Origin of the sequence: Cellvibrio sp. UBA7661, assembly GCA_002483365.1 — a bacterium.
Lineage (GTDB): Bacteria > Pseudomonadota > Gammaproteobacteria > Pseudomonadales > Cellvibrionaceae > Cellvibrio.
On sequence record DLHT01000013.1, the window covers coordinates 83217 to 109716 of the forward strand.

General features: G+C 45.4%; 31 protein-coding genes and 1 tRNA gene. 19 read left to right on the forward strand and 13 right to left on the reverse strand.

Annotated elements, in window-relative coordinates; translation table 11 throughout:
- Positions 1-62: 62 nt before the first annotated feature.
- Together B2739_RS11380 and B2739_RS11385 are read right to left on the reverse strand one after the other, a co-directional pair.
- Positions 63-701 (reverse strand): Crp/Fnr family transcriptional regulator, encoded by a 639-nt coding sequence (locus tag B2739_RS11380; RefSeq protein WP_331345976.1) that lies wholly within the window; start codon positions 699-701, stop codon positions 63-65.
- A gap of 203 nt (positions 702-904) precedes the next feature.
- Entirely contained in the window at positions 905-1084 is a 180-nt protein-coding gene (locus B2739_RS11385; RefSeq protein WP_331346018.1) for a hypothetical protein, read from the reverse strand.
- On the opposite strand from B2739_RS11385, the gene B2739_RS11390 reads away from it, so the two are divergent.
- The 5 genes from B2739_RS11390 to B2739_RS11410 all read left to right on the forward strand — a co-directional run bounded on the left by B2739_RS11390 (position 1019) and on the right by B2739_RS11410 (position 6679).
- Positions 1019-3163 (forward strand): tetratricopeptide repeat protein, encoded by a 2145-nt coding sequence (locus B2739_RS11390; protein WP_331346017.1) that lies wholly within the window; start codon positions 1019-1021, stop codon positions 3161-3163. The two genes, B2739_RS11385 and B2739_RS11390, sit on opposite strands and share 66 nt — an antisense overlap.
- A gap of 24 nt (positions 3164-3187) precedes the next feature.
- On the forward strand, positions 3188-3625 hold the full coding sequence (locus B2739_RS11395; protein ID WP_331345977.1) for a hypothetical protein: 438 nt from the start codon (positions 3188-3190) through the stop codon (positions 3623-3625).
- 256 nt (positions 3626-3881) lie between these two features.
- On the forward strand, positions 3882-4229 hold the full coding sequence (locus B2739_RS11400; RefSeq protein WP_331345978.1) for a hypothetical protein: 348 nt from the start codon (positions 3882-3884) through the stop codon (positions 4227-4229).
- A gap of 99 nt (positions 4230-4328) precedes the next feature.
- The gene (locus B2739_RS11405) at positions 4329-5009 is read left to right on the forward strand and encodes a phosphatase PAP2 family protein (RefSeq protein WP_331345979.1); all 681 of its coding nucleotides are present in this window, start codon (positions 4329-4331) and stop codon (positions 5007-5009) included.
- A 20-nt stretch (positions 5010-5029) separates the two neighbouring features.
- A complete protein-coding gene (locus tag B2739_RS11410) occupies positions 5030-6679 on the forward strand; it encodes a phosphoethanolamine--lipid A transferase (protein WP_331345980.1) in 1650 nt (549 codons plus the stop codon).
- An 11-nt stretch (positions 6680-6690) separates the two neighbouring features.
- Here the strand turns inward: B2739_RS11410 and B2739_RS11415 are convergent, their stop codons facing one another.
- A complete protein-coding gene (locus B2739_RS11415) occupies positions 6691-7020 on the reverse strand; it encodes a hypothetical protein (RefSeq protein ID WP_331345981.1) in 330 nt (109 codons plus the stop codon).
- 416 nt (positions 7021-7436) lie between these two features.
- Between B2739_RS11415 and B2739_RS11420 the strand changes: the two genes are divergently transcribed.
- A complete protein-coding gene (locus B2739_RS11420) occupies positions 7437-7823 on the forward strand; it encodes a hypothetical protein (RefSeq protein ID WP_331345982.1) in 387 nt (128 codons plus the stop codon).
- Between the two features lie 15 nt (positions 7824-7838).
- Complete coding sequence (locus tag B2739_RS11425; RefSeq protein WP_331345983.1) at positions 7839-8402, forward strand: hypothetical protein; 564 nt, start codon at positions 7839-7841, stop codon at positions 8400-8402.
- A gap of 116 nt (positions 8403-8518) precedes the next feature.
- On the opposite strand, the gene B2739_RS11430 is transcribed toward B2739_RS11425, so the two are convergent.
- Both B2739_RS11430 and B2739_RS11435 read right to left on the reverse strand, forming a co-directional pair.
- On the reverse strand, positions 8519-9106 hold the full coding sequence (locus B2739_RS11430) for a hypothetical protein (RefSeq protein WP_331345984.1): 588 nt from the start codon (positions 9104-9106) through the stop codon (positions 8519-8521).
- A 40-nt stretch (positions 9107-9146) separates the two neighbouring features.
- A complete protein-coding gene (locus B2739_RS11435) occupies positions 9147-9428 on the reverse strand; it encodes an XRE family transcriptional regulator (RefSeq protein ID WP_331345985.1) in 282 nt (93 codons plus the stop codon).
- Positions 9429-9566: 138 nt separating this feature from the next.
- Between B2739_RS11435 and B2739_RS11440 the strand changes: the two genes are divergently transcribed.
- The 9 genes from B2739_RS11440 (at position 9567) to B2739_RS11480 (ending at position 16361) form a co-directional block, all read left to right on the forward strand.
- Positions 9567-9827 carry a hypothetical protein gene (locus tag B2739_RS11440; protein ID WP_331345986.1) on the forward strand — a complete coding sequence of 87 codons (261 nt, stop codon included), beginning with the start codon at positions 9567-9569 and terminating at the stop codon, positions 9825-9827.
- Positions 9827-10063 (forward strand): hypothetical protein, encoded by a 237-nt coding sequence (locus B2739_RS11445; protein ID WP_331345987.1) that lies wholly within the window; start codon positions 9827-9829, stop codon positions 10061-10063. The genes B2739_RS11440 and B2739_RS11445 overlap by 1 nt, the downstream gene beginning before the upstream one ends.
- 258 nt (positions 10064-10321) lie before the next feature.
- On the forward strand, positions 10322-10645 hold the full coding sequence (locus tag B2739_RS11450; RefSeq protein WP_331345988.1) for a hypothetical protein: 324 nt from the start codon (positions 10322-10324) through the stop codon (positions 10643-10645).
- Positions 10646-10891: 246 nt separating this feature from the next.
- Positions 10892-11119: a major capsid protein gene (locus B2739_RS11455; RefSeq protein WP_331345989.1), complete on the forward strand. Its 228-nt coding sequence runs from the start codon at positions 10892-10894 to the stop codon at positions 11117-11119.
- A 155-nt stretch (positions 11120-11274) separates the two neighbouring features.
- Entirely contained in the window at positions 11275-12540 is a 1266-nt protein-coding gene (locus B2739_RS11460) for a virulence factor TspB C-terminal domain-related protein (RefSeq protein ID WP_331345990.1), read from the forward strand.
- A gap of 9 nt (positions 12541-12549) precedes the next feature.
- Entirely contained in the window at positions 12550-12915 is a 366-nt protein-coding gene (locus B2739_RS11465; RefSeq protein WP_331345991.1) for a DUF2523 family protein, read from the forward strand.
- Between the two features lie 2 nt (positions 12916-12917).
- Positions 12918-13985, forward strand: a complete 1068-nt coding sequence (locus B2739_RS11470; protein WP_331345992.1) for a zonular occludens toxin domain-containing protein — start codon at positions 12918-12920, stop codon at positions 13983-13985.
- Positions 13986-14106: 121 nt separating this feature from the next.
- Complete coding sequence (locus B2739_RS11475; protein ID WP_331345993.1) at positions 14107-15393, forward strand: hypothetical protein; 1287 nt, start codon at positions 14107-14109, stop codon at positions 15391-15393.
- Entirely contained in the window at positions 15390-16361 is a 972-nt protein-coding gene (locus B2739_RS11480; RefSeq protein WP_331345994.1) for a phage integrase, read from the forward strand. The genes B2739_RS11475 and B2739_RS11480 overlap by 4 nt, the downstream gene beginning before the upstream one ends.
- Positions 16362-16596: 235 nt before the next feature.
- On the opposite strand, the gene B2739_RS11485 is transcribed toward B2739_RS11480, so the two are convergent.
- A tRNA-Met gene (locus B2739_RS11485) sits at positions 16597-16673 on the reverse strand.
- Positions 16674-16885: 212 nt separating this feature from the next.
- On the opposite strand from B2739_RS11485, the gene aroA reads away from it, so the two are divergent.
- The 3 genes from aroA to B2739_RS11500 are packed head-to-tail and all read left to right on the forward strand — an operon-like array spanning position 16886 to position 19695.
- Positions 16886-18172: a 3-phosphoshikimate 1-carboxyvinyltransferase gene (aroA, locus tag B2739_RS11490; RefSeq protein WP_331345995.1), complete on the forward strand. Its 1287-nt coding sequence runs from the start codon at positions 16886-16888 to the stop codon at positions 18170-18172.
- 26 nt (positions 18173-18198) lie between these two features.
- A complete protein-coding gene (locus B2739_RS11495) occupies positions 18199-18618 on the forward strand; it encodes an acyl-CoA thioesterase (protein WP_331345996.1) in 420 nt (139 codons plus the stop codon).
- A 6-nt stretch (positions 18619-18624) separates the two neighbouring features.
- Positions 18625-19695, forward strand: a complete 1071-nt coding sequence (locus tag B2739_RS11500) for a polysaccharide deacetylase family protein (RefSeq protein ID WP_331345997.1) — start codon at positions 18625-18627, stop codon at positions 19693-19695.
- Between the two features lie 19 nt (positions 19696-19714).
- Here the strand turns inward: B2739_RS11500 and B2739_RS11505 are convergent, their stop codons facing one another.
- The 7 genes from B2739_RS11505 to B2739_RS11535 form a co-directional block, all read right to left on the reverse strand.
- Complete coding sequence (locus B2739_RS11505) at positions 19715-20368, reverse strand: ParA family protein (protein WP_331345998.1); 654 nt, start codon at positions 20366-20368, stop codon at positions 19715-19717.
- Between the two features lie 94 nt (positions 20369-20462).
- Positions 20463-21770 carry a hypothetical protein gene (locus B2739_RS11510; protein WP_331345999.1) on the reverse strand — a complete coding sequence of 436 codons (1308 nt, stop codon included), beginning with the start codon at positions 21768-21770 and terminating at the stop codon, positions 20463-20465.
- Positions 21760-22323, reverse strand: a complete 564-nt coding sequence (locus B2739_RS11515; RefSeq protein ID WP_331346000.1) for an outer membrane beta-barrel protein — start codon at positions 22321-22323, stop codon at positions 21760-21762. The genes B2739_RS11510 and B2739_RS11515 overlap by 11 nt, the downstream gene beginning before the upstream one ends.
- A gap of 39 nt (positions 22324-22362) precedes the next feature.
- On the reverse strand, positions 22363-23157 hold the full coding sequence (locus tag B2739_RS11520; protein WP_331346001.1) for a glucosaminidase domain-containing protein: 795 nt from the start codon (positions 23155-23157) through the stop codon (positions 22363-22365).
- 78 nt (positions 23158-23235) lie between these two features.
- Complete coding sequence (locus B2739_RS11525; protein WP_331346002.1) at positions 23236-23925, reverse strand: replication protein P; 690 nt, start codon at positions 23923-23925, stop codon at positions 23236-23238.
- Positions 23837-25093 carry a DnaT-like ssDNA-binding domain-containing protein gene (locus tag B2739_RS11530; RefSeq protein WP_331346003.1) on the reverse strand — a complete coding sequence of 419 codons (1257 nt, stop codon included), beginning with the start codon at positions 25091-25093 and terminating at the stop codon, positions 23837-23839. Before B2739_RS11530 ends, B2739_RS11525 begins: the two co-directional genes overlap by 89 nt.
- A 28-nt stretch (positions 25094-25121) precedes the next feature.
- A complete protein-coding gene (locus B2739_RS11535; RefSeq protein ID WP_331346004.1) occupies positions 25122-26486 on the reverse strand; it encodes a GAF domain-containing sensor histidine kinase in 1365 nt (454 codons plus the stop codon).
- Positions 26487-26500 lie beyond the last annotated feature (14 nt).

The window sequence follows — 26500 nt, forward strand, 5'->3', positions numbered from 1 at the left end:
AGTTAAAAATGGGGAGTCGTCATCCTCGCGCAGCGGGGATCCATAGGTTTTAAAGTCAAAATTTACCAATAACGCGGCAATTGTTTTTTGATTTCAATGTAGCCGGGGCATTGTTCAATATATTCGCCAATCAATAATTGTTTCATGATCCGGCTTACCATCTCGCGCGATGAGCCTACCATATTGGCAATATCCTGATGGGTCACTTTAGGGTTGTGGATGCGTTTGTTTTCGTCGCTCAATTTTTCCAATGCATTACTCACGCGGCCATATACATCCAGCAGCGCCATATCTTTTACACTGTCGGTCAAGTCGCGCACGCGGCGTGTTAATTCGGTAATCAGCACCATCGCAAATTCCGGGTGCTTGCTGAGCAGCTCAATGACGCCGGTACGAGGAACTAAAATGATTTCGCAATCGGTCACTGTCATTACCGATGCAGAGCGCGGCTGGCCGTCCAGAAGCGATAGCTCACCAAAATATTCGCCTTCCTGCATGTAATTCAAATTGACCTGACGGCCATCTTCATTCGTTAAAAACGCGCTCGCAGTACCTTTGCGAATAATATACAAATGCGTGGATTCATCCCCCTCGGTCACCAATACCGTGTTTTTGGGAAAGCGGCGCGGAATGCTGAGTTTTTCCAATTGCAGGAGATATTCGGTCGGCACATCGGCAAAAAGACGTACGTTTTCTAACATGACAGTGGCTTCTTGTGAGTGATTGGCGTGACGCTCATCATAACCCCTGATCTGCTGTGCGGCTAACTTTGGCGCTTAAGTTAGCAAAAACCTGTGCATTTCCTCACGCTCTTGTGCGAGCAGAAAGGATTGGTTGTTATTGACACCAAAACGCACAATAATCGGTTCACTCCGCCGTTATTTGTTGCGGCAAGGATCATCTTTCATTCCCATTTAACGCTATCGCATGGAGAGCCGACTGCATCATGGTCGTCGAGCCCAATCATCACTGTGAACAGACACTCATGTTCACCGACATCGTTGGCTACTCGCGCCTTATGGGGCGCAATGAGTTGCTGGCGGTGGAGATGTTGGGCGAGTATCGCCGCATTTTGCTTTCGCATATTGAAGCGCAAGGCGGGCAATTGGTGGAATTCGTGGGCGATGCCATTTTTGCACGCTTTAACACAGCCACTGCTGCTGTCGCGGCCGCCATCGCCATCCAACAACATTTGCTTGCGTTTAATGAAGCGCGCGATAAAAAACTCCCGCGCTTGCAAACCCGCATCGGCCTGCACAAAGGCGAAGTAATGCTGCGCGATGGTGCAGTTTATGGCGATAGCGTCAACATCGCCGCGCGTCTGGAACCCCTCGCCGTTGCCGATGGCATTTGTATTTCGCAAACCGTATACGATGAAATTCGCCTAACACTGTCATCGCCCGCCAAACGCTTGGGTGTACAAACTTTAAAAAATATCCAGCAAAAAATCCGCGTCTATTTAATCAAGCCCGCAGGCATTGGTTGGCGCGATCACCTGCATTATTTTTTGCGCGCGCTGAATAAAGCGATTGTTGCCTATCGCTACCCGATAACGGTGTGCGTGTTCGCGATTATCGCCGCCGGTTTTTATTTTATTCCGCGCTGGTTGGTGCCAGGTTATGCCGCCAATTATGTAGAGATCGCCGATTTCCAAAACCTGATGAGCGAAAAAGGCGATGCCGATTATTTCTCTGCCGGTATCACTGCCGCCGTGCGCTCGCAATTAGCCGATATGCGCGATGTATACATAGTTGATCCCAAAGAAGGCGTACACGCACCCATCCGCTTGGAAGGCAGCGTACAGCGCCTGGGTGATAACCTACGCATTACCTACCGCTTATTTCGCCGCAAAGATAACGTGCAAATCGCTGGCGGAAAATTGGATGGCACTTATCAGGATATTTTTATTCTGCAAGATCGTTTAGTGGGTGAGATTGCACGGTATTTAGCGGATGAATTTGATTTACAGAATTTTCGGCCAGCGCCATTGAGGTTAACGGGTGATGTTACGGCTTATGATTATTATTTGCAGGGATTGAATTTTTTAAATAAACCAACCACTCATGAGAATATAGATTCTGCGGTTCAAAAGTTTAATGCCGCATTAGTGCACGACTCTAAATTCTCTTTGGCTAATACTGGAATATGTGAGGCTTACTGGCAGAAATATGAAATTACAGGAGCTGGCTCTTGGTTATTAGATGCAGAATTGCACTGTTTGAATGCATTAAAACAGGATGAAAAATCAGTAAAAGCCTACAAAAGTATGGGGGCTATCTACAGAGATACAGGGCAATATGAAAAGGCAATTGTTTATTTGGAGAAGGCCAAGAAAACGAATCCTGACGATGTATCTGTTTTGGTTGCTCTAGCAGGAGTACATTTTTTATTGGGGGAAAAGAAGAAATCAGAAGATTCTTTTAAACAGATAATATCCAGCTTTCCAAAAAATTGGAGGGCGTATGACGGATACGGATATATGCTTCTTCGTAGTGGGCGTTACGATGAAGCGATCAATATTTATCTGAAAGTACTTGATCTAACCGAAGGCAATGTAACTGCTCTTAATAATATTGCGATTGGCTATTTGTATAAAAATAATTTTAAAGGCGCTGCTGTGGCTTTCGAGAGGGCTGCGGAATTGGATCCAAATGCCTTTGTTTTTGCTAATACAGGGAGTATGTATTATCTGTCGGGAGATTATGCTAAAGCTCTTGAAATGTATAAGGAAGCATTACGTCTTGAGCCTGCAAGTTATCAGTGGATGGCATATATTGCTGATGCATACAAATGGTTGCCGGGAAATAAAAGTTTAGCGGATGAATATTTTAAGAATACAATCGAATACGCAAATAAGGAGATTTTGCTTAATCCAAAAATTGCTAAGCCATATCAGTATATTGCCAGGGCGTACGCTTATTTTGGAAGATTTGATGAAGCAAAAAAGATGATGATCATTTCAGATGAAATAGATAATGAGAGCACAGAGGCTTCATATACTCATTTGAGAATAGCTGTTGCATTACAGGATGATGAAAGTATCAAAAAGCATGCGTCAAATTTGCTCGAAGGTGAATATTCGGATAAATTGCTACTGTCAGATCCCGACTTATCAATTTTAAAGGAATCTAGATTTAGTAGTATTTTTCTCAAACAGAAGTAAATGTATATAAACCAGGAGGATAAAATGCATTTTATAAAGTTAATCTTAGTAGGTGTTTTGTTTTCGTTTGTGGGTTGTGCATCAATCGATTGTGACCCTAAAAAACTTGAAACAGGGTATGCTTTGCCGGGTACTAATACAGTAGTGGTCGGAATAGGTCTTGATAAAAATGGTATCCCGAAAGAAACATTTAAAGATGTAGTGGCATATCCCGGTCAAAAAGTTCTTTATGCAGGCCCAGATGAATTTTCTATCATCTTCAAGAATAGAAAAACACCTAATCGTAAAGTGGAGAATGCTTCGGTTAATGGGGTTGTGGTAATAAAAATTCCTGAAGATATTCTGGAAAGAAAAGAATTTGCTGAAGAGTTTCGGAAGAATAAGCAGCTTGTTTTCGATTACGGTATTAAAGCTAATGGAAAAGAGCTTGATCCGCCGTTAATTATCAAAAGAAAAGATTAAGCACTAAAAACCAGCGGCTAACCCCGCTGGTTTTTCCCCCTCATTCAGCGCGACAGCGTCCCCTGCACAACATCCCTCACTTCAAAACGTGAATATTTCACATTCCCAACCCCCAATAACGTACATCTATCCCTTCAGTTACCCTTTAAAGTACCCCATGTACCAAGCGTTGTGGGTTGATTGGCGTCACTCGCGGCATTGGTATTAAAGGACTAGCGTCCGGCGTTTTTGTCATGTGCAAAAAGGAGTTACGCGAATGTTTAACCACTTTCTCATCGTTATCGCGCTGCTTTCTTTTTCAATAGCCACCACGGCTGCCGCTGTCCCCATGGATGTGGGTCAAGCCGCCCTGGTGTCTACCCAAAACGCGGATCTGCACAAGGATGTGGCACAGGCTCAAGGAGGAAACTCCGACAAGGATGTCGCCAATATCAGTCCTGCTCCCTCTCAGGTTGTGCCAGACGATACCCATACCGTATCCTCGGTTGGCTCATTGTTTGTAGCGCAGCAAGAAACCAATCGCGTTCACCCCCTGACGGTATTGTTCGTTAGCATCGGCTTGGTTGTACTGTTCATTTCCCGCAATTCGTCGTCAACCAAGTAGTTGGTCATTCAGACGCGATGCTTCTATGTAAGTTTCCTTTCTTAAGAAAGCGTTAAGTTTTTAATCGTAATCTGATTTCATCGGCTCTTATTGGTTGCGGTGAATAAGATTAAAAAATTCCTTCTATTACATTTTTGGCTTCCTTTGCTGGCATTGATTTCCCTTTCGGTGGTGATATCGATAGGCAATATAGATATGCGCCTTGCCGATTATGTTTACTCGTTACAGGGGCATAACTGGGCATGGAAAAGCGCGTGGCTACTTGAAAATGTTATCCATAAAGGCGGGAGGGCGTTGTCACTGTTAATGGCGTTGCTGCTGCTGGTTGTTGCGCTTGCATCGTTCGCAGTATCTGTTTTGTCGCCCTTTAAAAAAACATTGATCTTTCTTTTTATCGCGACGGCGATCGGCAGCATTTTAGTGTCACTGCTGAAATCATCGCTAGCGGTTTCTTGCCCTTGGGAATTTCAGCGTTATGGCGGTGATCTGGTTTATGCGTCAGTCATCGAGCAACTATTTTTGCGCAATGGAGATGGATGTTTTCCCGCGGGTCATGCCAGTGCCGGGTACGCGTGGGTATCAGGTTATTTTGTTGGGCTTTTCTATCAGGCGCGATGGCGCTGGTGGGTTTTATTCTCAGCGATAGCGGTTGGTACAGTGTTTGGCTTTGCGCAGCAGTTGCGTGGAGCGCACTTTATATCGCATGATCTTTGGACATTAGCGGTGTGTTGGTTTGTTTCGTTGTGTACATATGTTTTGTTTTTCAAAAAATCGATTTAAGTAATGGATGGTAAATAAGCATGTCGATGAGCATTGCAGTTGAGCCTACTCATGGTCGCGCGGAACAGCAATTTAGTCCGGTTGTCGTTGCCGCACTCTTATCTTTGTTTTTTGTCTGCTTTTACAATGCCTTCTTTTTTCGATCGGTTATTGATCTTGTCGGCATCACTAATATTAATGGTGCATTATTTATCGCTAACCTGAGTATTTTGCTGTGGTTGGTCACGTTTATTTTTATTTACCTCGTCACCATTCCCTATGTGGTTAATATCTTGTTTCCCATTGTTTTTTTTGCTGCGTCTTGTACTGCTTATTTTATGGATACCTATGGTGTGGTTATTCATAAATTGATGGTTCAGAATGTCATGGAAACGGATATAGCAGAAGTAAAGGATCTGCTTAATATAAAGCTTGCCTTATATATTGTTGCTTTGGGGCTTTTGCCTTCTATTGTATTGTGGCGCATAAGAGTCCGGTATGGCAGCGTGGGTGTGGAAGGTTGGAATAAGCTGAAATATATATCTATTTCGCTCATTGTCTGTGTGATTTTAATTTTAAGTATGTCAATGGATTATGCTTCTTTTTTTCGTAATCACAAAAGTATTCGTCAGTCAGCCAATCCGCTTAATTTTATTTATGCAACAGGTTCTTATGCTGCATCTCTTCTTGAAAAAGACATTGTAATAAAGCCCATTGAGAATGATGCAAAAATCAGCGCTTTTGGGGCGAGTCAGGTAAAGCCAACATTGCTGGTGTTAGTGGTGGGTGAAACAGCAAGAGCAGATCATTTTGGTATTAATGGCTATGAGCGAGACACAACGCCATTACTTGCGCAGCAGAACATCATTAACTTTCCCCGTGTGACATCCTGTGGAACAGAGACAGCAGTTTCTGTGCCTTGTATGTTTTCCAATTTAGGTCGTCGCGGCTACTCTGACTCAAAAGCAAAATCCCAAGAGGGATTGTTGGATGTTGTTTCTCACGCGGGAGTCGATGTTTTATGGCGCGATAACAATTCCAGTTGCAAGGGTACGTGTAATCGTGTCACCAGTGAAGACATGCAAAGGCTGCGCGTGTCGGAAGTCTGTAATTCCGACGAGTGTTACGATGAGATTTTGTTGCACGATTTGGATAGCAAAGTGTTCCCTGTTGTAGGGAGTAAATTATTGGTTTTACACCAAAAGGGCAGTCATGGGCCTGATTACCACAAGCGCTATCCTAAAGACCATGCTTTTTTCTTACCGGTATGCCAAACCAACCAATTGCAAGATTGCACCAGAGAGGAAGTCATCAATGCGTTTGATAATACTATTCGTTATACCGACTATTTTTTGAATAAAACGATTGAATGGGTAAAACAGAAAAACTCGCAATATAACACTGCTTTAATTTATATGTCCGATCATGGGGAATCCTTGGGGGAAAAGCATCTCTACCTTCATGGTATGCCCTACGGGATTGCACCTAAAGCGCAAAAACATGTTCCATTAATTATGTGGATGTCAGATGAGTATGTGAGTGCAAACCACATCAATAAAAACTGTTTACACAATCTGAACCAAAAGTCTTATTCCCATGACAACCTATTCCATACCGTACTCGGGTTATTGCACATAGAGACCAGTGTGCTCAATCGCAATCTTGATATATTGAATACATGCAGGAGTTGATACGTGAGGAGTTATAAAAAGGTTTGAATTTTTGCGACAGTATCTATATCAATCAACACAAGTGCGCAGGCGAACATAAAAAAATAAATCCAGCGAATTAATCGCCTGCACAGCGCAATAAAAATGGGATCATGCGTTCGCGTATAGGCACCGCTGTTTAAAAAATTGAATAAACATGGCTCCGTAGGTAAATCGGTATTTTCATGCTGTAAATTAAATTCCAAAAATAACTCAGGCCAATTAGCTTCCGCATAATCCAGCACACGCCGCCGCAACGATACAATCGGCACGATCATGAGTGTCAACATACAAAACGTCGTATAAGGCGCTGTCTCAAACATGACCCGCACACCATTTCGCCACCCATGCAGTCTTTGGCAGCATGAGTTCAGTTTATTTTATAAACGTAATAGCAAAGCATATCGACCAATTCTTACGAGATGCTTAAGGCGATAGTAGCGGGATGGGCGTATCGGGGCGAGGGAAGCTCAAGACAATAAAAAAGCCGACGAGGCGTTAACCAGGTCGGCTTTTCAAATATGGTAGCTAGAGGCGGACTTGAACCGCCGACCCCAGCATTATGAGAGCTGATAACTCACCCTCATAGAACCTCAAAACCAATAAAATCAATAACTTAAAACCACATTAAACCTCGTTACACCATACTAAATCATCTAGTTATGGATTGGTAATTGGTGATTTTGTGAGATTTGGATTAATCTGCTGGTTTTTAGGCCAATTCAGAAGGTTGTATTCTATGGAAGATGAAAAAAATCAGCTTGGGCTTGGGTTTCGCCCTAATCTTGGATTCGGACTGGGTGGTAATAGCGGGTTGTTGGGAGGGCTGGCGGTTTATGATTCATTTTACGATGTAAATCAGCTTTGGTTCTTTGAAAAGGAGGTGCATTTGGATGGCTACCGTTTTAAAAATTGCCGTTTCGAATCTTCCAAATTGTTTGTAAGCTCTACTAAATTTGAGCTCATTGACTGCATGCTTGATGACAAAACCACAATAATTTATTCGCCTGATATATTAAAAATTATCAAGCTTTGGTATTCCAGAAGCTCAGAAATGTACAGCACATTTCCTTACTTCACTCCTCAAAAGAATGCTAATGGAACTATTACGATAAAAAGTAGTTGATAGAGGGATAACAAGATGGACGTTACTGATACCGCTAGCCTTCCAATACCTCCTAAACATAATCAAGCTTTTCCCGTGGTTCTTGTTTGCCTAGGAGGTACTTGTCTTCCTACTGCATTTCTATTTGCATGGCATGACAAGAATTTTTGGATTCCTTTAGTATCTGGTTTTGTACTTATAAGTGTTGCGGCTCTTTTATGGCTAAAATCCCATAGGGTCAATGATTTAAAGGGGGCTCATCCGACAAGTATGGTGTTGCCTAATGGTGCAAAATTTGATGCTGATATGCGTACATTGGAGTCACCTCGAGCTCTCAAGGCAATTACGGATCTTTTAAATTTATACTCTAATATAAAACCTTTACCTGCCGCTGATGGAGTTGTGGACGATTCGGGTGGGATAGTTAAAAACTCTTCTCAACAAGCCGCTGACGCCGTTGACAAAGTTAATGCCGAAGTTCAGTCGACTCTGAATAAGCTGGGTAGTAAATTCACTTCTGATAGCTCTGAACCGCAAGAATTTTTGGCGAATCCTCCTATCGATCCTGAAACGCTAAATCATAATTCCCCTGGAATATAAATATTTTTTCTCTGCCCATGACATTCAACTCGAGCCAGTTGCTTTCGGTTTATATTTAAATCAAATGATTCAATTTTTCATAGCTTCATTTGCGGATAAAGTTTTTTGATTGCTGCTCAATTTCTGTGTTTGGTAACCCATTCCGGCTCCTTCAGTCCTTGCATGCAAAGCTTCACATCATCATCAATTTTATTATTCGGTTTTACGCATTCTTTAAGTGATCGTGTAGCTATGAATGCTTCTTGCGCTTTTCCTTGGTTTTGTTCTATTTCTCTGCGAGTTCTGTTTACATGCTCGCAAGCCATATTGCGAAGATTGCGGGTGTGTTCGCTTCCATATTGATTGTGTTGTTGTATCCAATAATTGCAGGTTTTTATTACCTGCTGTAGTTGCGGATTGTCTGTATCGATTGATATGGGTTCTTCGTTGTAGCGGTTGTTGTTTTCTGGTTTTTTTCCTGTCGCTACGCTGATTAGTGGTGGGCCTGCATTAAATCTTCTCAGGCATTTGGGTAGTTCTTTGGCGTTGTGATCTCGGCTTTGTTGCCACATTTTCATATAGCTTTGATCGCCGCCTTGTTGAAGTTTGTATTCTGCTTGTCTTAATTGCCTTTCTATCCGCCAGCACTCGTTTGCGTTGGCAGTTTTTATTATTAAGATGTTTACAAACAGTGTTCCAATCACAAGTGAAATTATCTTTTTCACCTTACCTTCCTCCATCTACTGGCAACCTTAGCCGCAATAATTAGGCTCTCCCTTGTGTTCCTAAGTCACCCAAGGCTTTTTTCGTCATTGGGCTTATCTGTCCTGCCTCGGGCAACTCTTCACCATATGCGAGCCAGAGTCTGTATTCAGGCCATGCCTTTCCAACAGCTTCAATTTCTTCATGGCGCAATTTTGCTTTGCGTTGCAGAGCGTTAGTCCATCGAGTGTAGCTAATGCCGGTTTTCTGGCTTAGTGCATCGCGGCTAACCCTTTCAGTTTCAATTATTAGATTGAGTCTGTCTATTACATCAAATGACGTCATAAGTATTTATTACTAGTAATAATTACCAGTAACTATTACCTTTAATTGAAGTTAATCGTTGTTCATTCTGGCTCACGAAGGTCTAAAAACCAAGCCATGAACCTCATTGAAACTCACTAAACCATAAAGGTAATGGCTATGTCAGTAATGGATGTTCATATAAAAGCTGTCGATGGAGTCGAATGGCGCATTGCCTTTACTGTTACCCGCACTTTTCTAGCGTCTATCCCAACCGGCTCCTTTTGCCTCTGCTCCTCACATATCAACCATGACATTCAAGCAGGGCAGGTGATCTTTTCTGTTTACCTCGCAAACGCCTACATCAATTTCCCCGTATCTGAACTGAAAAAATTCAAAGCATTTTTGCAGCAAGTGAAAGCTGCCAAGGCGGCTGCGTAATGTCGTTCGATCAAAACATCATCGTGAATTTATCGGTAATCGCTCCTGTGGTTTCTCAAGAGCAATTCGCAACCTTCATCGGTTCAACACCAGATACCGTCCGCGGCTGGGTCGAGAATGACACACTCCCGCATGTAAAAATTGGTCGCCAGCGTTACATCAATGTCATTGCATTTGTTGATGACCTGAAAAACGGAAAAACGATTTTTAGTCGAGGTGAATATGCTCACGACTGAAAAACACATCGTTCGCATTTTTATGTTTTTTATTTTCGCGATGCTCTTAATGGTGGGGTGGAAAGAATATTTAAACCACACGCACCCCATCGCCTGTACACAGTTGCCTAGTCGCTCTGTCTTGGACGCTACCCACGCAAAAGAGAATGTGCGGATTCTCTGTGGGTCTGCGTCCCCTTTTATTCCTACATTCTGTGATGACAAGCTGGGTCACGGGATTAATTCAATTCCAGCTCTCTTAATCAAAAGGTAAATGCCATGAACCAAACTATGACTGTTGATTTATACGGTGCCTCTATCGCTGATATGGAAGGAACAAAGTACGTGTCTTTGTTTCTTGGCCAGCAAGTCGAAAACGAAAAAGAAGAAAATGCAAAAGGCATCGTGATTATGAAAATGCCTTGTGATCCTGACGTGTACGAGTCCCTTCGTTTTGCAAAATATCCTGTTCAGGTTGAATTGTCGTATCGGTTGAAAAAAGCAGCACAAGGTCGTCTTGGTCAGTTTTGTACAGGCGTTAAAGCCATTGATGCTCGCAGTCCTATTGCTGCATCTGCTAACAAACCTTCATCTGCTAATTAACAGGTGATGTATGCCGTTTTATCTCCGGTGCGAAAGTGAAATAACCATTGTAGATGGTTCACTTCATTGCTCCGCATGGCAAAGCGTTTCGGAGGATGAATTGTTGGGCGCTCTCGTCCGTTCATCAATGCTCACACAAGAGGATTTTTGGATTGTTGGCGCGGGCGTTACAGCAATCATGTGCACTGCAATTGGTGTACGTGTGTTGTTAAAACTTTTGTTCAATTCCTCGAAAGGTAATGAGTCATGAAAAATGTATTTACTGTTGCCCGTTCCAAGGGCGTAAAAATCGCAACTGCAACATCTGCTTTGATTTTGACTGGCTCTGCTCATGCAGCGTCAATCCTTCCATCAACGTTCTCTGCAGATATGGGTGATGTTTCAACTGACATCACTACTGTAGGTGGTGCCCTGATTGGCTTGGCCGTTGTGGCAGTTGGTATCAAGTGGGTTAAGGCTACTTTCTTCGGTTAATAGCCGTTCATCCCGAGGGGGCTTCGGCTCCCTTTTTTATTTTCGGCCTCTTAATTTTTCGAGGTAATTAAAATGTTTTTTGATCCCTACGCATTTCTTTTGTTCGTTTATGTGATTGCACTTTATGTAATGGCTGACGGGATATGAGGTGGGGTATGCGTTTTTTATATGTACTATTTTTTTTAGTATTCAGTTTGCATAGTAATTTTGTTTTTGCTCAAGCTGTTCCTAACTGTACAAATCCATATAACCTCGGTTGTCTTGATGCTCAAACAGTAGGTCCCAATACTTCATGGTGCCAAGCTCAAGCACCTGATAAATTTTTGCTTGATAAAGGTCAAATGGGTTGTCCTGCTAATCACAAATATTACGCCTGTGTAGTAATGTCTAATTGCTCTTGTCCTGCTGGCCAAAAATTTAATGTTACTGAGGTTCTAGGTGTTAAAAAGGGTGAATGTATTCCTGATGAGCCTGCTCAGCCTGAAGAGTGTCTTCCTCCTAAAGTTGATTTTGCTGGTCTTTGCCGCGATGTTGAAGAAAAGCCAGAAGATTGCGGTAGTACGTATACAACTGCGGTTGCTGCCGGTAGCGGTTATGTTTGTACCAATGATGAAAACTGTGGTGATGGTACTAGCTCAACAATTTTGACTACGCCTGCGGGCTCTTGGAAAGTTTGCGGTACACCTGATAGCACCCCTTCATCTTCTGGTAGCAATTCCTCCCCGCCATCTTCATCCGGCAGTAATACGTCTACACCCTCAAGTACCGGTAGTGGCTCTGATTCATCATCTGGTGGTTCTGGCTCCGGTAATGGTTCCGGTGATGGGGATGGTAATGGATCGGGTAACAATTCCTCTACGCCTTCTGATACGGGTAGTGGTGACGGTGATGAAGGAATTGGTAATGGCACTGCTGCTGCCGCTAACTGTAATGACAATGAACCTGAATGTGACGGTGATCCAATTCAATGCGCAATGCTTGTTCAGCTCTGGATAAACAATTGCGCTGGTTTTGATGAAGTCGAGTTAAATAATCCGTCTGATGATAACGAAGCAATTCGCGATAATTTTGATGCGCTTATGTCATCTGCTGAGCCCTCTGTAAATCAAGAAGGTGTATTGGATGTTATGACCCCGGGCGGTGGTGCCGGTAATGGTTCCGGCTCTGGTAGTGGTTCTGGGACTGGTTCAGGTAATGGCAGTGGGAGTGGCAATGGGCTTGATTTGTCCGGTCTGGATGGTGCGGCTAATTCCGGTGGTGGTGGCTCTTGTCCTGCTGATCGCGCTATTAGTTTGGGCGCTGGTAACTTCGATATTTCCTATCAGTTTTTTTGCGATTTTGCAGCACAAGTATCTGGTTTGGTCATTCTTATTTTTTCCTATATTGGTGCAATGATTGTTTACCGCTCTTTGCAGTGGTAAGGGGGATTTATGCCTTATGTAATTGTCGCGGTTCTTCAGGGTGTCTACGCATTATTGCGCGCTTTCTTCTTTACTATCTGGACAAGATTGTGGGCGTTTATTTTATTTGCCCTTCCTCTTGTTCTGGAAAAAGCAATTAAATTGCTTGGCATTGGTGTTGTGTCTTATGCGGGTGTTGATCTTACCGTTGATGCTTTATCTGAGTTTGCTTTATCAAAACTAAACGGTTTGCCTAATGATCTTTTGCAAATATTTCTAATCATGAAGGTGGATGCAGGTTTCAAAATAGTATTTACCGCTATGAGTATTGCTATTGCATTCAAGCTTGCACAGTCTTCTACCAAAATGGTGTTTAAAGGAAAAATGGAGGCCTGATAATGATCTATTTATTTACCGGTGCTCCAGGTTCTTCTAAAACACTTAATGTGATTAAAACAATTTGCGAAGACTCTACTTTTAAAGGTCGCAATATTTACTATCACAGAATCAAAGAGCTTTCATTGCCTTGGATTTCACTGGATGAGAATGAAGTTAAAGAGTGGGACACATTGCCTGAAGGTGCTGTGTTGGTGGTTGATGAAGCTCAATACTTAATGCCGGTGCGCGACCCTCGTAAGCCGTTGCCTGATTGGATTTTAAAAATGTCTGAGCATCGCCACAAAGGCTATGATCTGATTTTTATGACCCAATCACCCAATTTGTTGGATGCAGGTTTTCGCCGCTTTGTGGGAAGGCATACGCACATCGAGCGTATATTCGGTCTTGAGTCTGCCAAATGGCTTACATGGGAAAAATGCGTTACTGATGTTGATGATCATTTCAAGCGTAAAGAAGCAGTAATTAAGCGAGTTGGTTTCGATAAGAAATATTACGGCACCTATAAATCTGCTGAGGTTCATACACATAAGCGGAAATTGCCTGCAAAAGTATTTATTCCGTTTATTGCTCTCGCGGTTTTAATTGGTCTCGTTGTTCACTTTGTAAATTCATGGGGTGATCGAATTGATAGTGAGTCATTGCCTGATTCTATTGCTGCACCTGTTGAAAAATTAGCCGGCGTTATTCGTTCTGATTCTCCCAGCAGTTCTGCGACTTATCTATCTACGGATGACTACATTAAAGCCCACACACCGCGATTGCCGGATGTCCCTTGGTCTGCCCCTGTCTATGATGCATTGACTGTCCCCAAAACGTTCCCACGGCCTCAGTGTATTCGTTTTAATAGAGGGTATGACAATCCTCCACTTTGCAAATGTTACACACAACAAGCTACACCGTTGGAAATATCAGAAAAAGCTTGCAACCGTTATGTTGATAATGGCTATTTCAATCACACTAAACCCGATAATTTTTCTGATTCTCAAGGCGGTGACTACGCCACTGCGCGCGATCAGGGCTTGCCCCGCGCGCTGGCGGGCACCGCTAACGTTCCTGTAACACGTTAATAATAAGGGGGGTGATCTCCCTCACTGAACCTCACTGCGCCACATTCACAGGTTTTTTTGCTTTTTTATTTTTTTTGTTTTAGTTTTTAAAAAATCCTTACCGCTCTTTAAGGAGTTCCGCATGCGTTACGAGAATAAATTTTGGCACCGTATTGGTAATCGCTTTTTTAACGAGTCAAAATCGTTTGATCTTTCCTCGCTAAAATATCTGCACTGTGGTGTTGATACGATTAAGCAGCTTTACAACTGCTTACTTAATCAGGATGTGCTCAAACTTGTGCAGAGCGCTTATGAGTCATCGGATCAGTATCTGACGTTGAACGGTATTGATTGGGCGCTGACTCGTTCCAGTAAGGCATCTGGTTATCAGTACATTCTCAAAAACTTGGATTTAGGTTTTGTTGTATTGCTTAAGTCGTTTTACGCTGAGCATGATCTTTCTGGTTCTCATATTAAAATTGAATGTACGCCGCAATTAATTTCCCAGCATTCTCCCCAGTCCCTCACTGATGAGATTAACGCTATCGCTTCGCATTTTGGTTATCAGCTCGTTCCTGCTGGTGTCTCATGTCATATCGCTGTTGACGTTAAAGGTTTTCAAGTGCCTGATGATCTGGAAGCTCGTCTCGTTGCTAAAGCCAAGCGTCAGTACAAGTTCAATTGCATTTCCAATGCACAGTTGGATTTGAATGAAACAGCGGTTATTTACGGTGCAGGGCAGTCCTACACATTTGGTTCTGCTGGTGCGTTGCAGTTTTGTATTTACGATAAAACCGCTGAGGCGATTAAAAGCGATAAGCTCGACTTCTGGCAGGGTGTTTGGTCTAAGGTGCCTGCAGCTGATTTTGACGGGGATTTTAGCAATCTTGATTCAATGTCCGAGTATCAGCCAGTTGATACTGTTCATCGCATAGAGGCTCGTTTTCATCACTCGGTTATTAATCAGTTTTGCTGGGGAACCAAAGGTGCTGATGGTAAAAATATTTCTATCAAAACTTACGCTGAATTGGCTCCGCACTTAACTGCACTCTGGAAGTATTCGTTAAATAATTTTCGCTTGCAGCATTCCACGTCTTACATCGATCCTGTTTGGCAATTTCTCATCGAAGATATTGAATTTTTTTGCCCGTCCCCTGATTTAAATTATCGTCGCGAGCCTAAGCCTCCTTCACAAAATACTCGTCGTAACGTCGCTTTCTGGCTTGGTAATCAAATTCGTCTCTATGCTCGTAAGCGTTACGATCCGCATTTTGTTGTTGCCAAATTAATGTCCTGTGGTCTTGAGGCTGAGCTGTCTGATTATTTCAGTGTGCGATTATTTGGCGAGTCTGATCTATTGCCTGAAGTGCTCTATGACTTTGTGTCTGAAAAAATGCGTATGCTGATTTTGAATGGTGTTGCTGCGTGATTAAGAAGTTGCCGGATGGTCGTTACAAACTGGACTTTTACCCTGCTGGTGCCAAAGGTATTCGCGTTCAACGTATCGGGTCTAAAAAAGAACTGAAAGCGCTGCAGGCTCAATATGAATTGGATTATCAGGCTGCACCGGATCGATTCACTGTTGATCGTCGCAAGCTCTCTGACTTGGTAAATCTCTGGTACAAGTTACACGGTTCTACATTGCGTGATGCCAGGTATCGATTGTCACGTACCCTTGCTGTCTGTGATGCGTTGGGTGATCCTTCGGTTGATAAATTTTCAGCGGCTGACTTCTCGCGGTATCGTGAAAAGCGATTGCAGGATGTTTCGGTCTCTACGGTAAATCATGAGACACGTTATCTTCGTGCGGTCTTTGCAGAATTAATCAGGCTGGATCAATTTAACGGCAAAAATCCGCTCGCCACTATCCGCACTTTTGCAGAGCGTGAACGAGAGCTTTCTTTCCTGACGGCTGAGCAAATTCCGGTGCTCTTGGCTGAGTGCGATAAATCAACCAACAATCACTGCGGTTTGGTTGCGCGTTTGTGTCTTGCTACTGGTGCCCGTTGGAGTGAGGCCAATAATTTACCTCGCCATAATCTCTTGGCTGACAGGGTGGTCTTCTCGGATACGAAAAATGGTCGTGTCCGTGTCGTTCCGATTAAATCTGAGTTATCAGCGGCTTTGTCTGCGGTGGCCTATCCTGTAGGGGTTAGGTTGTTTTCGAGCTGTAAGGGGGCTTTCCGTAAGGCTGTTGAGCGTTCCGGTATCGAATTACCCGATGGGCAGTTAACGCATGTTCTCCGGCATACCTTCGCAAGCCATTTCCTGATGAATGGTGGCGATATTCTCGCACTACAAAGAATCCTTGGTCACTCCGACTTAAAGGTCACTATGCGGTACGCACACCTCGCCCCTGATTACATGGCAAGAGTTCGTGATCTCTCTCCCATTTAAACCAGATTAATCGATGTTGGCGTCCGGATAGGACGTAAGGGCGCGTGAGCGCGGGTAGTGTGGGCAACAAGGCAATGCGGTGTTTCCGGTTAAGGTGATCTATCGCCTTTTGTCCACACGGATGGAATGGCAGTTATCCAGCTTCTTTGGATTGTTCTGGAGGCAAAATGGATTTTTTATGGATGTAGAAATAAAAAAGGTTTGCAGGAACTAACCTACAAACCCTTTTCAAATATGGTAGCTAGAGGCGGACTTGAACCGCCGACCCCAGCATTATGAGTGCTGTGCTCTAACCAGCTGAGCTATCTAGCCATAATTGAGAGGCGCGCATTTTGGCGATAGAGGGGCTGGCTGTCAACCCCAAAATCGTAACTTGCGGGTGTTTTAGGGGCGTTTGTCGGGGTTTGGGTCAGCAGCTGGCTGGGTGTTAGGAGAGATGCGGGGAGAAGCTGATGCGGGTATGATGCGCACTTTCTTTTTTGCGCCATTATCCGGCGTTCACCCTCTTGTCAGACAGGTTCACGATGGAATTTCTTGATCTCGCTCCCGTTACCCGTGCCCAGGGCACTGTGCATTTGCCCGGCTCCAAAAGCATCTCCAACCGCACCTTGTTGTTGGCGGCGTTGGCGCAAGGCGAGACGCATATCCGCGATTTGCTGAAGTCTGACGATACCGATCGCATGTTGGAAGCCTTGGCGGCTCTGGGTGTGAGCGTGACCAAGACCGGCGAGAACGATTACCGCGTAGTTGGCACTGGTGGCAGCTTCCCTAATAAAGAGGCAGATCTGTTCCTGGGTAACGCGGGTACGGCATTTCGCCCATTGACCGCGGCGCTTGCGCTGAGTGGCGGCACTTACAAGCTGCATGGTGTGGCGCGTATGCATGAGCGCCCCATTGGCGATTTAGTGGATGCGCTGCGCCAGATCAGCGCGGATATTACTTATCTCGGGCAAGAGGGCTTTCCACCGCTGCTGATCAAGCCTGCGAAGATCGCTGCAAATGGCAGCATTAAAATTCGTGGTGATGTCTCCAGCCAATTCCTCACGGCGTTGCTGATGGCGCTGCCAATGACCGGCAAAGAAACACAAATCGAGCTGGTGAGTGAGCTTATCTCCAAGCCTTATATTGAAATCACGCTCAAGTTGATGGCGCAATTCGGCGTCAATGTGCAGCGCGATGGCTGGGAGCGTTTTACTGTTCCTGCGGCAACTGGCTACACCAGCCCGGCGACTGTTTTTGTGGAGGGCGATGCGTCCTCGGCGTCTTACTTCCTTGCGGCGGGTGCATTAGGCGGTGGCCCGTTGCGCGTACAGGGTGTTGGCGCAAACAGTATCCAGGGTGACGTGGCGTTTGCCGATGCGCTGGAAGCGATTGGTGTAACCATCACCAAGGGTGAAAACTGGATTGAAGCCTCTGCGCCTTCGTTACCACTCAAAGCGTTTGATCGCGATTTCAACCATATCCCCGATGCTGCTATGACGCTCGCTGTGGTTGCGCTCTTTTGCGATGGTCCTTCGCGCTTGACCAATATCGCCAGTTGGCGCGTGAAAGAAACGGACCGTATTGCTGCGATGGCGACTGAGCTGCGCAAGCTTGGCGCGATTGTGGAAGAGGGTGAAGACTGGCTGCGTATTACGCCGGTGGAAAAATTAATTCCCAATGCGGCGATTGATACCTACGACGATCACCGTATGGCGATGTGTTTCTCACTCGCTACTTTCGGTGGTGTGCCGGTGCGAATTAATGACCCGAAATGCACTGCCAAAACCTTTCCGACTTACTTTGATGTGTTTGCATCGGTTGTTAAATAAACATAGCGAAATAAGGCAGATAAAAAATGGATAAGGAAATATTTACGCTCGATTTCAAAGTGCGCGACTACGAGTGCGACATGCAAGGCATTGTGAATAACAGTGTCTACCAGAATTATCTGGAGCATGCGCGCCATGAGTATTTGCTGGCGAAAGGCATTGATTTTGCGGAGCTGACGCGGCAAAAAATTAATTTGGTCGTGTTGCGCGCCGAATTGGATTACAAGTTGCCGCTGGTGAGCGGCGATGAGTTTTTTGTGGATGTGCGTGTTGAGCAATCATCGCGTGTGCGCTTTGATTTTGTGCAGCATATTTATCGCAAGCGCGATAATAAATTAATGCTCGCTGCCAAAATTACCGGGACATCGCTCAACGAGCGCGGCCGTCCCTTTGTTCCCGATGTGATTGCCAACCTGATGGATACTGTTGCTGAAGCAGAGGATTAACACTTTATGAAATCCAGTGTGCGCCTGTTGTTATTGTTGATCATGTTGACGGGCGCACTCAATGCCCAGTCTGCGGTTGTCCTGCTTTACCATCATGTTAGTAACTCCACGCCTAAATCTACCAGTATCAGTCCAGAAGCCTTTGAAGCGCAGATGGATTATCTGGAAAACAATAATTTCACTGTTGTGCCTTTGCTGGAGTTGACTGAAAAGTTACGCAAGGGTGAGCCTCTGCCCGATAAAACTATTGCCATCACCTTTGATGATTCTTACGCATCTGTGTATGAATCTGCTTATCCACGCTTAAAAAAACGTGGCTGGCCATTCACTTTTTTTGTGAATACCGAGGTTGTCAGCTCGGGAAAAATATTTGTGAGCTGGGATCAGTTGCGTGAAATGTCCAGGAATGGTGTGACTGTCGCCAATCATTCCAGTGCGCATCATCACCTTCCGCGTCGCGAGCAAAATGAAACTGAAAAACAGTGGCGCGCACGCATTACCGCTGACATTAATAACGCGCAGCAGACGATTAAAAAAGAAATTGGCAAAGCACCGATGATTCTTGCTTACCCTTTTGGTGAATACGATATAGAAGTGCAACGTATTGCCCAAAAACTGGGATATATCGCCTTCGGCCAGCAATCGGGTGTGCTCTATAGTGAGGGCGATTTACAAGCGGTGCCGCGCTTCCCGTTTGGCGGTAGCTTTGCCGAGCTGGATGATTTTATTATGAAGGTTAACACCAAGCCTATGCCGGTAAAGCGCGTGGAGTTTTATGCAGATAAAAATAAACGCATGGATAACCTGATTGCGCGTGAAGGCGATAAACCCTGGTTGGTGTTAACACTGGATGATACTGCACTGTTGAAAAAAATAAATTGCTTTGCGACAGGCCAAGGGGCCATTCCAGTTGAAGTGATTGGCAATGCTTTGTGGGCGCAGGCAAAAACAGCATTAGTGCCAGGGCGAACACGTTACAACTGTACGGCTTATACGGGTGAGAAAGGGCGTTTTTATTGGTACACACAACAGTGGTTGGTGACAGATAAAAAAGGCGCTTGGACCTATAAGGATTAATTAAAAGCGAATGCTATTTTTAGCGTTTGGATGGCTCTTTGTTAGCAGAATTGCCCGCCGAGAGCCATGCAGTAATATCCTGCCATTGTTGTAAATCTTTTTGTACGCTGCGCACGGGTAAATCAAAAATAGAAATGCCATTCTCCATTGCACGAATATAGTTTTGTGAATCGCGCAGTGTGCCGATAAGCGGAATTTGTACACGCTGCAAAAATGTCATTAATTCCTGATGAAAACGCACATGTGGTCGAGTGCGATTGGCCAGCATGCCTGCGCGCAGATTCTGTTCCAAAATACCAGAGCGATAGATCTGCATTAAAAAACGCAAGCTGGCTTTGATATCCACCGGCGATGGCAATAGCGGAATAATCAGTTGGCAGCCGGGCGCAAGCACAGGTGATTGCGTTTCTGGAATCCAACCGGCAGGCAGATCGTGAATGACAACCGCGCCATCAATATTCGCTTGAAAAGGCTCATCAACTTGGCGCGTAATCAGGTCAAATACAGTGCAGTTTTTAGGGCGGGATGCAAACCAATCAGCGGCTGATTTTTGCGGATCGCGGTCAACCAATACGGTAGGAACGTGTTGGTTGGCAAAGTGGCAGGCGAGGTTGGTCGCAATAGTGGTTTTTCCGCAGCCGCCTTTGGCGTTAATAATAAAAATATCAGGCATTGCGGATTCCTTGTTAATCGCACTCGCTGTTGTTAACCAGATATGAATTTGTTGTTAACAACAGGAGCGCTATTTTTATTATGTGAGTCTGGCGTTAATTAGGATTGATAGTGATATTGATGTCGTCAGTTACTTCAACGCCGCTTGAGTTTTCGATCACATTGCCTTCACTGTCACGCACTTCAGCGACAACATAAATCGTAGCGCTTGAGACGAGATCCAGATCGCTATTCACACGTAACTCACCCGTTGATGTGATGGTAATTCTATTCTCACGGTCATCTGGAATGGTGTTGTTGCGATCATCAATATCCCAAAATACATTGCTGGTGTAGTCGTCTTTGGTTGATCCGTCGGCATAAGTTGCGGTGACATCCAGATTCAGGTTGCTGTCTTCTGAAACGCTCAGGTTTGAAGTTGCTCCACCATTGTTGTTTTTGATTTCAATTGACCGAAGTTGACGCTCTTTAATGACTAACTTTTGAGTGCCTTCTATATCGCCACAGGTACCTTTTAAGGTGACTGTTGATCCATTGGCTGTACCGTTTTGCGCGGTAATTTTGGTGCCTTCAATTTTTAACAAACTCGCTGGAGCTGCTGAAAGAGTTGAATTGGCGGTAATATCAATAGGAGTGGAGCCGGTGGTATAAGTACCGTTGATGGTAACCGTTGCAGTATCGCCATCGCGCCATTCGGTTGTTTTACTGTTTGTGACCGTAATTGCGGTCAGCGCGTCATTCACGGTAAAGCCAAGCGCATCAGATGAAATTATTTCATTGTCGTTATTTGTTCCGCTTGCGACGATTTTAATGGTGCCGCTGTTGGTGGTGCTGAGCGCCTCTGCGTTTTTATCCTTAAAGCTTGCAATTGTGCTGCCTTCAGTGACTGCCCATGTCAGCGGATAAGGCAGTGTAATGCCGCCTTCAAATTCAGCTTCAGCGGTGAATGTTGTATTTTGGCATTCATCTACAGAGGTTGCGCCGGATGAATGTTTGACAGTGACTTTTTTCAGATTGGCATCCGTTAACGAAATATTTTGTTCGGTAATCATGCCTGCATAGCTGACGGTAAGTGATACCTGACCTATTTTGCCTGACGCTTTAAATAAACCATTTTTGATTGAACCAAAGCTTGAATCGCTCAGTTTCCAAGTGGCTTTGCTATTGAGATTGAAGTCTTTACCTTCAGCATTTTTACCAATTGCATTAAATTGATAATCACCTTTGATGTGCACAATGCCGTCGTTGTTTGCGATGGCAATCGAGATAACGCCATTTTTGCTTGCATCAACGGTTTGCTCAACCCGCGCGCTGTCACCATCGCCACCACCACAACTGATCAGGGTAAATGCACTGGCGCTGAGTGCGAGTGTCGATAAAAAACGTATTCCCTTAGAACGCATAAGTTACTCCCAGGCCGAAGCCGTCAATCGTCAGGTGATCATCTTTGTAGTAGCGCAGATAATCCAACGTCCAATAAAAATTTTTGTTGCGCATAATGCGGTCTTGCAGCGATACGCCGTAACTAAAATCAGAAAAGGTGTCTTTGTTATTGGCGAGATTGCCAAGTATTGGCAGGTTGGTTTCCAGCTCGGTCGATGCATAACCCAAAAGCACACTGACTTTCAGGTCTTCCGGTTGTGTATCTGGGTTGGTGAGCGTGATGTAAATACCGCTCTGTTGCTTAACATCCATCGTCAGGTTGTTTTCTTTTGCATCGCTCATCGGGGCGGCAATCAATGCTTGCAGACCGATGCCATCCATTAATCCATCGGTAAAGGCAGCTTCGCCTTTGAGTTGCAAGAGCGATGGCGAAAAACTTTCACCCGAAGCTTTGATTTTGGTGTAAACCGCCTGCGCCGATGCGCTGAAGGCAATTAGGTCTTGTTCTGCCATGGCGTGGCTACAAGCCAGAGCGCCTAGCAGGCCGTTGATGAGTAGCAATCGTTTACACATAAGTTTTCCTTGCTGTGTGATAGATGTGATTGTTAACAGTTATTCCAGATTATTGCCGTTGATTACAGTGCGCAGTTCGTGAATATAAGCGCTGCCGCGACCAGAATACTTACCCAGCTCTGCAACCAGGGCGTGGCCGGTAAATTGCTCGGGTGTATCACGCAGTGTTGCGCGCAGTTGCCGCCAAGGGCGATACGCATTGTGGGTGTTAATGTTGTTGAAGTATGCCGTAAGGGACTCTTCTACATTGTTAAATTTCTTAACTTCATGTTTCGCGCCTTTAGGGCGTTTGCTGGGAACTATGCCGCAGCCTTCCTTGTAACACCAATGGCCGAACAGGTTATGTGCTTCTTCTGCAAAACGCGATGTGCCCCAGCCGGATTCAACAGCCGCTTGTGCCAATACCATCGCTGGCGGTATGGCATCAACACGCAACAATAAGATGTCGATTGCTTTGGCATCTTCCGGGTAGGTTTCGTAAGTGACGTGGAATTTTTCACGTAGTTTTTCAAGATTGCGTTTATTCACTCCGGTAATGCTTTGCGATGTATCCCATTCGGCTTTTATTTTTAATAAACGTTCACGGGATTTTAATAATTTTGCATTTTTTTCATCGACCAGTGGGCGCAGCATATTCAAGAACTGCTCTTTACGTTCTGGTGTTTGGTCGATGGCGGCAAAATCGGGCAGCAGTGTGCTGCTGGTGAGTTCATCCTCATCCATAAACACCTGTTGAAGTGGAGTGGACATCAGGATGACAACCAGCACCAAGGTGGCCAGTGGAAATGCGATCAGTAAAAATCCCATCAACCATTGCGAAAGGTTTTTGTTCATGAATTGCTATACCTAAATAAAAAATAAAAAATAAAAAATAAAAAATAAAAAATAAAAAATAAAAAGAGTAATTGGAAGTTACAAATCAAGTTGTTTGCGCAGTGCTTCCATACGTTTGGCATTTTCTTCTTTGCTGAGCGGTGTCTCTATGGTTTCCGGTAGTGCAGGCACATTAGGCGCGGGTAGTTCGGTACCATTCATGACGCGCTCGCATAGTTTCAGGTAGTGTCGCTCGAAAATAGGAAAGGCCACTTTTTCACTGTTACTTGCCAGAAAATACCAGTCGCTCGCACAACCGGCGTGATACACCGCCGGATGGCTCCACTGGTGAGCCGCTTTGGGGCTGGGCGCACGGCAGGCTTCTACATAGGCTTGGTGGGCATCAACCAAACCAAAGGCTTCCGGATTGCCCTGGCAAGCGCGGATCATGCGGTTGAGCGTGGGTAAATATTCCGACTCTTCAATCACTTTACGCGCGCCGCGCAAAATAGTTTCCGGCGCGAATTGCGCGAGTGAATTCAACCACAGGCGACGCGCTTGATTGAGCAATTCATTGTCTTTGAACGCGCTGTAATATTGGTTGTGATAATTAATACGGAACAATGCAAACACTTGATTGATTGCATCGACATGCGCATCAGTGGGCGCGCTGTAATGCTCGCGTTGCGCGCGCGCAGAATCAGCTTGCCCAGCTGCGGTCGTTGAGTTGTTCTGCGAGGCTGCTATCTCTTGTGCGACCTGATTGATGAGGGATTGGCTGTCCTGCATGGTTAACCTGCTGCGAGTTGACGGTGGTTAATGCGTGTTGTTTTGCCCAGTGATATTTCACGTGCTGCAAAAATTTGGTATTCCAGCTGGGGTATACCTGATTGCTGTCGCGCCAGAAAAGAACAAACTCCGCAACCTGTTGCCGGGCAAATTGCAAATCGATATTTGCCAATTTGAGCACATCAAATACATCCTGGCTTGGCTGCCAGTTTTCGGGAATACGCTTGGGTTCGGTATCGTGCTCCAGCGCCGAATGGTAGCGCAGCCATTGGCGTTTAACGTGCTGGATAAATTTACTGTTCCAAGTCCGGCCGACTTCACCGCGCTCTTGCCAGTACACCACAAATTCGGGAATCGAATCCTCTACAAATGCGAGACTGATATTGGCGTGTTTGACCAGCACTTCAAGCGCTTCGCGGCTTGGACGCCATTGGCTGTGCATGGCAATTTCCTGATCGCGCTGCAGGAATTCGGTATCGCGGTCGCGCGTGCGGCGCTCCTGCTCTTCACGCAGGCGGCGGGCATCGTCAGATTGCTTTTGCTCCCACAGCTTTTTGGTGTGCTTAACAAAGGCCGAACCCCAGGAATGCTTGGTATCGCCACGGTCGCGCCAGTAGACAATAAATTCCGGCACTTGTTGCCAGGCAAACTCACCGGGTACACCCAGTTGCAATAACTGCGCGAGCAGGTCGCGGTCGGGTTGCCAGTTGTGGGGAATCAAATTCGCGCTGTGCGATCCCGTATGAGTCGGCGCAAATGCGGGAGCTGAAGGTGGATTGGCGGCTTGAGGCTCCGTCTCCAGCGAGATCACCAGCCGTTGGCTCTCGGTGTAAGGCGCTGAAGCCAGCAGGATAATGCCCTTGTCTTTCAGGTTGCGGCTAATGCGCTGAATGTCGTGATCCGTCCAAAACGGCATCATCCGGCTTGCCCAGTTTGCATCCACATCTAGCCACTGCCGCCCATTGGCTTGCGAGAGCGGCAAAAACGCCGCCATGTCTCCCAAAATCGACAGCATACACGCCTCTTCCAGCCCGATAGTGGCTGCAAGGGACGGGGAAACCAGCAGTGGGCGTTCAGGAATCAGGGATGAGCTCATAGCGTTAACGGCAGCAGCAAAACCAAAGGTGGGAATTGTAGGCGCATAGGGATGTAGATGCCAGCGCAGCATCTGCCGTCCAAAGAGGGATAAATCGCGGTTAATGCTGATTAGGCAAAATTACCTCAAAACTGGCGCCCTGGCTTTGGTCTTCGCTGATGATTATTTCGCCTTTCAGTTTTTGTGTTACCAGGTTGTACACAATCGACAGGCCTAGCCCTGAGCCGCCGGTGCGGCGGGCGGTGGTGAAGAAGGGTTCAAAGATTTTTGCGCGGATATCATTGGCGATGCCGCAGCCGTTGTCGGTGTAGTGAAGTACGACTTGGCCTTGGGATTCGCGTAATTCGATACGGATTTTTTTATCGCTGGTATTGGCAAACGCATGGTGGATGGAGTTAGTGATCAGGTTGGTAATAATCTGGGCGATAGCACCCGGGTAGCTGTTGATGTTGATCTCTGCACCGGGCAACAGCGTGCAATCGATGTGATTTTTTTTCAGCAGCGGTTGCAGACTTTTCAGTGTTAATTCAATACACGCGCGCAGTTCAAATTGTTCCTCTTCGTTGGCAATGTGAATTGCTCCGGAGAGTTTGAAGTTTTGTACCAAGGTGGCAGCGCGGCCGAGGTTGTTGTTAATCAGGCTGAGGCCGTCGTCAATGTTTGTCAGAAATTGTGCAAACGCCTCTTCACTTAATGCGTCGTCGCGATAGAGTTGCTGCACCTGCTTTAATTCGTTGGCGCAATGGCTGGCTGACGTGACTGCGATACCCAAGGGCGTATTGATTTCATGGGCAAGTCCCGATACCAATCGCCCGAGTGATGCGAGTTTTTCGCTTTCAATTAATTTTGCCTGGGTGTGATTCAAATTGCGCAGTGCATCTTGCAGCACATTGGTGCGTTCATTGATTTTTTCTTCCAGCTGCTCGTTAATTTTTTTTAGTTGTTGCTCGTAATCGTTGCGCTGCGCTGCGCTGACAGCGCGGCCATAAGTGTCGGCCAGTGCGCTCACAAAGGCGATCTCTTCATTCGTCCATTCGCGCATGTCACCTTGATGCTCACAGCAAATAATCCCCAGCATATTGCCGCGGTGGCGGATAGGTGCATCCAGCATGGAGGTAATGCCGTAGGGAATTAAATAGCTATCGCGGAATTCATTGGTGCTGTCATCTTCTTGTGCGTTGTTGGCGACAATCGCGCGATCGGTGTCCAAGCTGTCAAAGTAGCGTGGGAAGTGTTCGCGCAACAGGCATAAATCGGTATCCAATTTACAGTCATCACCATCAATCAGCATTTTTCCGCAAATGGCTTGTTTGTCTTCCGATAATAACCAAATGCCTGCGCGGCTGATGCGTAATCCGTGGATAGCGGCAGTGAGAATCAACAAACCGGCAGCATTTAAATCGCCGTCATCAATCATGGTGGATTTGGAAACGTCGAGCAAAATATCGTAAAGCGATCTGGTCATGGTGATCCGTTATT

What these genes read in the sequence shown, in the direction of transcription:
- B2739_RS11380 (WP_331345976.1), bottom strand. Translation starts at nt 701, where the DNA reads ATGTTAGAAAACGTACGTCTTTTTGCCGATGTGCCGACCGAATATCTC.
- B2739_RS11390 (WP_331346017.1), top strand. Translation starts at nt 1,019, where the DNA reads ATGGGGCGCAATGAGTTGCTGGCGGTGGAGATGTTGGGCGAGTATCGC.
- B2739_RS11385 (WP_331346018.1), bottom strand. Translation starts at nt 1,084, where the DNA reads ATGCGAAAGCAAAATGCGGCGATACTCGCCCAACATCTCCACCGCCAG.
- B2739_RS11395 (WP_331345977.1), top strand. Translation starts at nt 3,188, where the DNA reads ATGCATTTTATAAAGTTAATCTTAGTAGGTGTTTTGTTTTCGTTTGTG.
- B2739_RS11400 (WP_331345978.1), top strand. Translation starts at nt 3,882, where the DNA reads ATGTTTAACCACTTTCTCATCGTTATCGCGCTGCTTTCTTTTTCAATA.
- B2739_RS11410 (WP_331345980.1), top strand. Translation starts at nt 5,030, where the DNA reads ATGTCGATGAGCATTGCAGTTGAGCCTACTCATGGTCGCGCGGAACAG.
- B2739_RS11415 (WP_331345981.1), bottom strand. Translation starts at nt 7,020, where the DNA reads ATGTTTGAGACAGCGCCTTATACGACGTTTTGTATGTTGACACTCATG.
- B2739_RS11420 (WP_331345982.1), top strand. Translation starts at nt 7,437, where the DNA reads ATGGAAGATGAAAAAAATCAGCTTGGGCTTGGGTTTCGCCCTAATCTT.
- B2739_RS11425 (WP_331345983.1), top strand. Translation starts at nt 7,839, where the DNA reads ATGGACGTTACTGATACCGCTAGCCTTCCAATACCTCCTAAACATAAT.
- B2739_RS11435 (WP_331345985.1), bottom strand. Translation starts at nt 9,428, where the DNA reads ATGACGTCATTTGATGTAATAGACAGACTCAATCTAATAATTGAAACT.
- B2739_RS11440 (WP_331345986.1), top strand. Translation starts at nt 9,567, where the DNA reads ATGTCAGTAATGGATGTTCATATAAAAGCTGTCGATGGAGTCGAATGG.
- B2739_RS11445 (WP_331345987.1), top strand. Translation starts at nt 9,827, where the DNA reads ATGTCGTTCGATCAAAACATCATCGTGAATTTATCGGTAATCGCTCCT.
- B2739_RS11450 (WP_331345988.1), top strand. Translation starts at nt 10,322, where the DNA reads ATGAACCAAACTATGACTGTTGATTTATACGGTGCCTCTATCGCTGAT.
- B2739_RS11455 (WP_331345989.1), top strand. Translation starts at nt 10,892, where the DNA reads ATGAAAAATGTATTTACTGTTGCCCGTTCCAAGGGCGTAAAAATCGCA.
- B2739_RS11460 (WP_331345990.1), top strand. Translation starts at nt 11,275, where the DNA reads ATGCGTTTTTTATATGTACTATTTTTTTTAGTATTCAGTTTGCATAGT.
- B2739_RS11465 (WP_331345991.1), top strand. Translation starts at nt 12,550, where the DNA reads ATGCCTTATGTAATTGTCGCGGTTCTTCAGGGTGTCTACGCATTATTG.
- B2739_RS11470 (WP_331345992.1), top strand. Translation starts at nt 12,918, where the DNA reads ATGATCTATTTATTTACCGGTGCTCCAGGTTCTTCTAAAACACTTAAT.
- B2739_RS11475 (WP_331345993.1), top strand. Translation starts at nt 14,107, where the DNA reads ATGCGTTACGAGAATAAATTTTGGCACCGTATTGGTAATCGCTTTTTT.
- aroA (WP_331345995.1), top strand. Translation starts at nt 16,886, where the DNA reads ATGGAATTTCTTGATCTCGCTCCCGTTACCCGTGCCCAGGGCACTGTG.
- B2739_RS11495 (WP_331345996.1), top strand. Translation starts at nt 18,199, where the DNA reads ATGGATAAGGAAATATTTACGCTCGATTTCAAAGTGCGCGACTACGAG.
- B2739_RS11500 (WP_331345997.1), top strand. Translation starts at nt 18,625, where the DNA reads ATGAAATCCAGTGTGCGCCTGTTGTTATTGTTGATCATGTTGACGGGC.
- B2739_RS11505 (WP_331345998.1), bottom strand. Translation starts at nt 20,368, where the DNA reads ATGCCTGATATTTTTATTATTAACGCCAAAGGCGGCTGCGGAAAAACC.
- B2739_RS11510 (WP_331345999.1), bottom strand. Translation starts at nt 21,770, where the DNA reads ATGCGTTCTAAGGGAATACGTTTTTTATCGACACTCGCACTCAGCGCC.
- B2739_RS11515 (WP_331346000.1), bottom strand. Translation starts at nt 22,323, where the DNA reads ATGTGTAAACGATTGCTACTCATCAACGGCCTGCTAGGCGCTCTGGCT.
- B2739_RS11520 (WP_331346001.1), bottom strand. Translation starts at nt 23,157, where the DNA reads ATGAACAAAAACCTTTCGCAATGGTTGATGGGATTTTTACTGATCGCA.
- B2739_RS11525 (WP_331346002.1), bottom strand. Translation starts at nt 23,925, where the DNA reads ATGCAGGACAGCCAATCCCTCATCAATCAGGTCGCACAAGAGATAGCA.
- B2739_RS11530 (WP_331346003.1), bottom strand. Translation starts at nt 25,093, where the DNA reads ATGCTGCGCTGGCATCTACATCCCTATGCGCCTACAATTCCCACCTTT.
- B2739_RS11535 (WP_331346004.1), bottom strand. Translation starts at nt 26,486, where the DNA reads ATGACCAGATCGCTTTACGATATTTTGCTCGACGTTTCCAAATCCACC.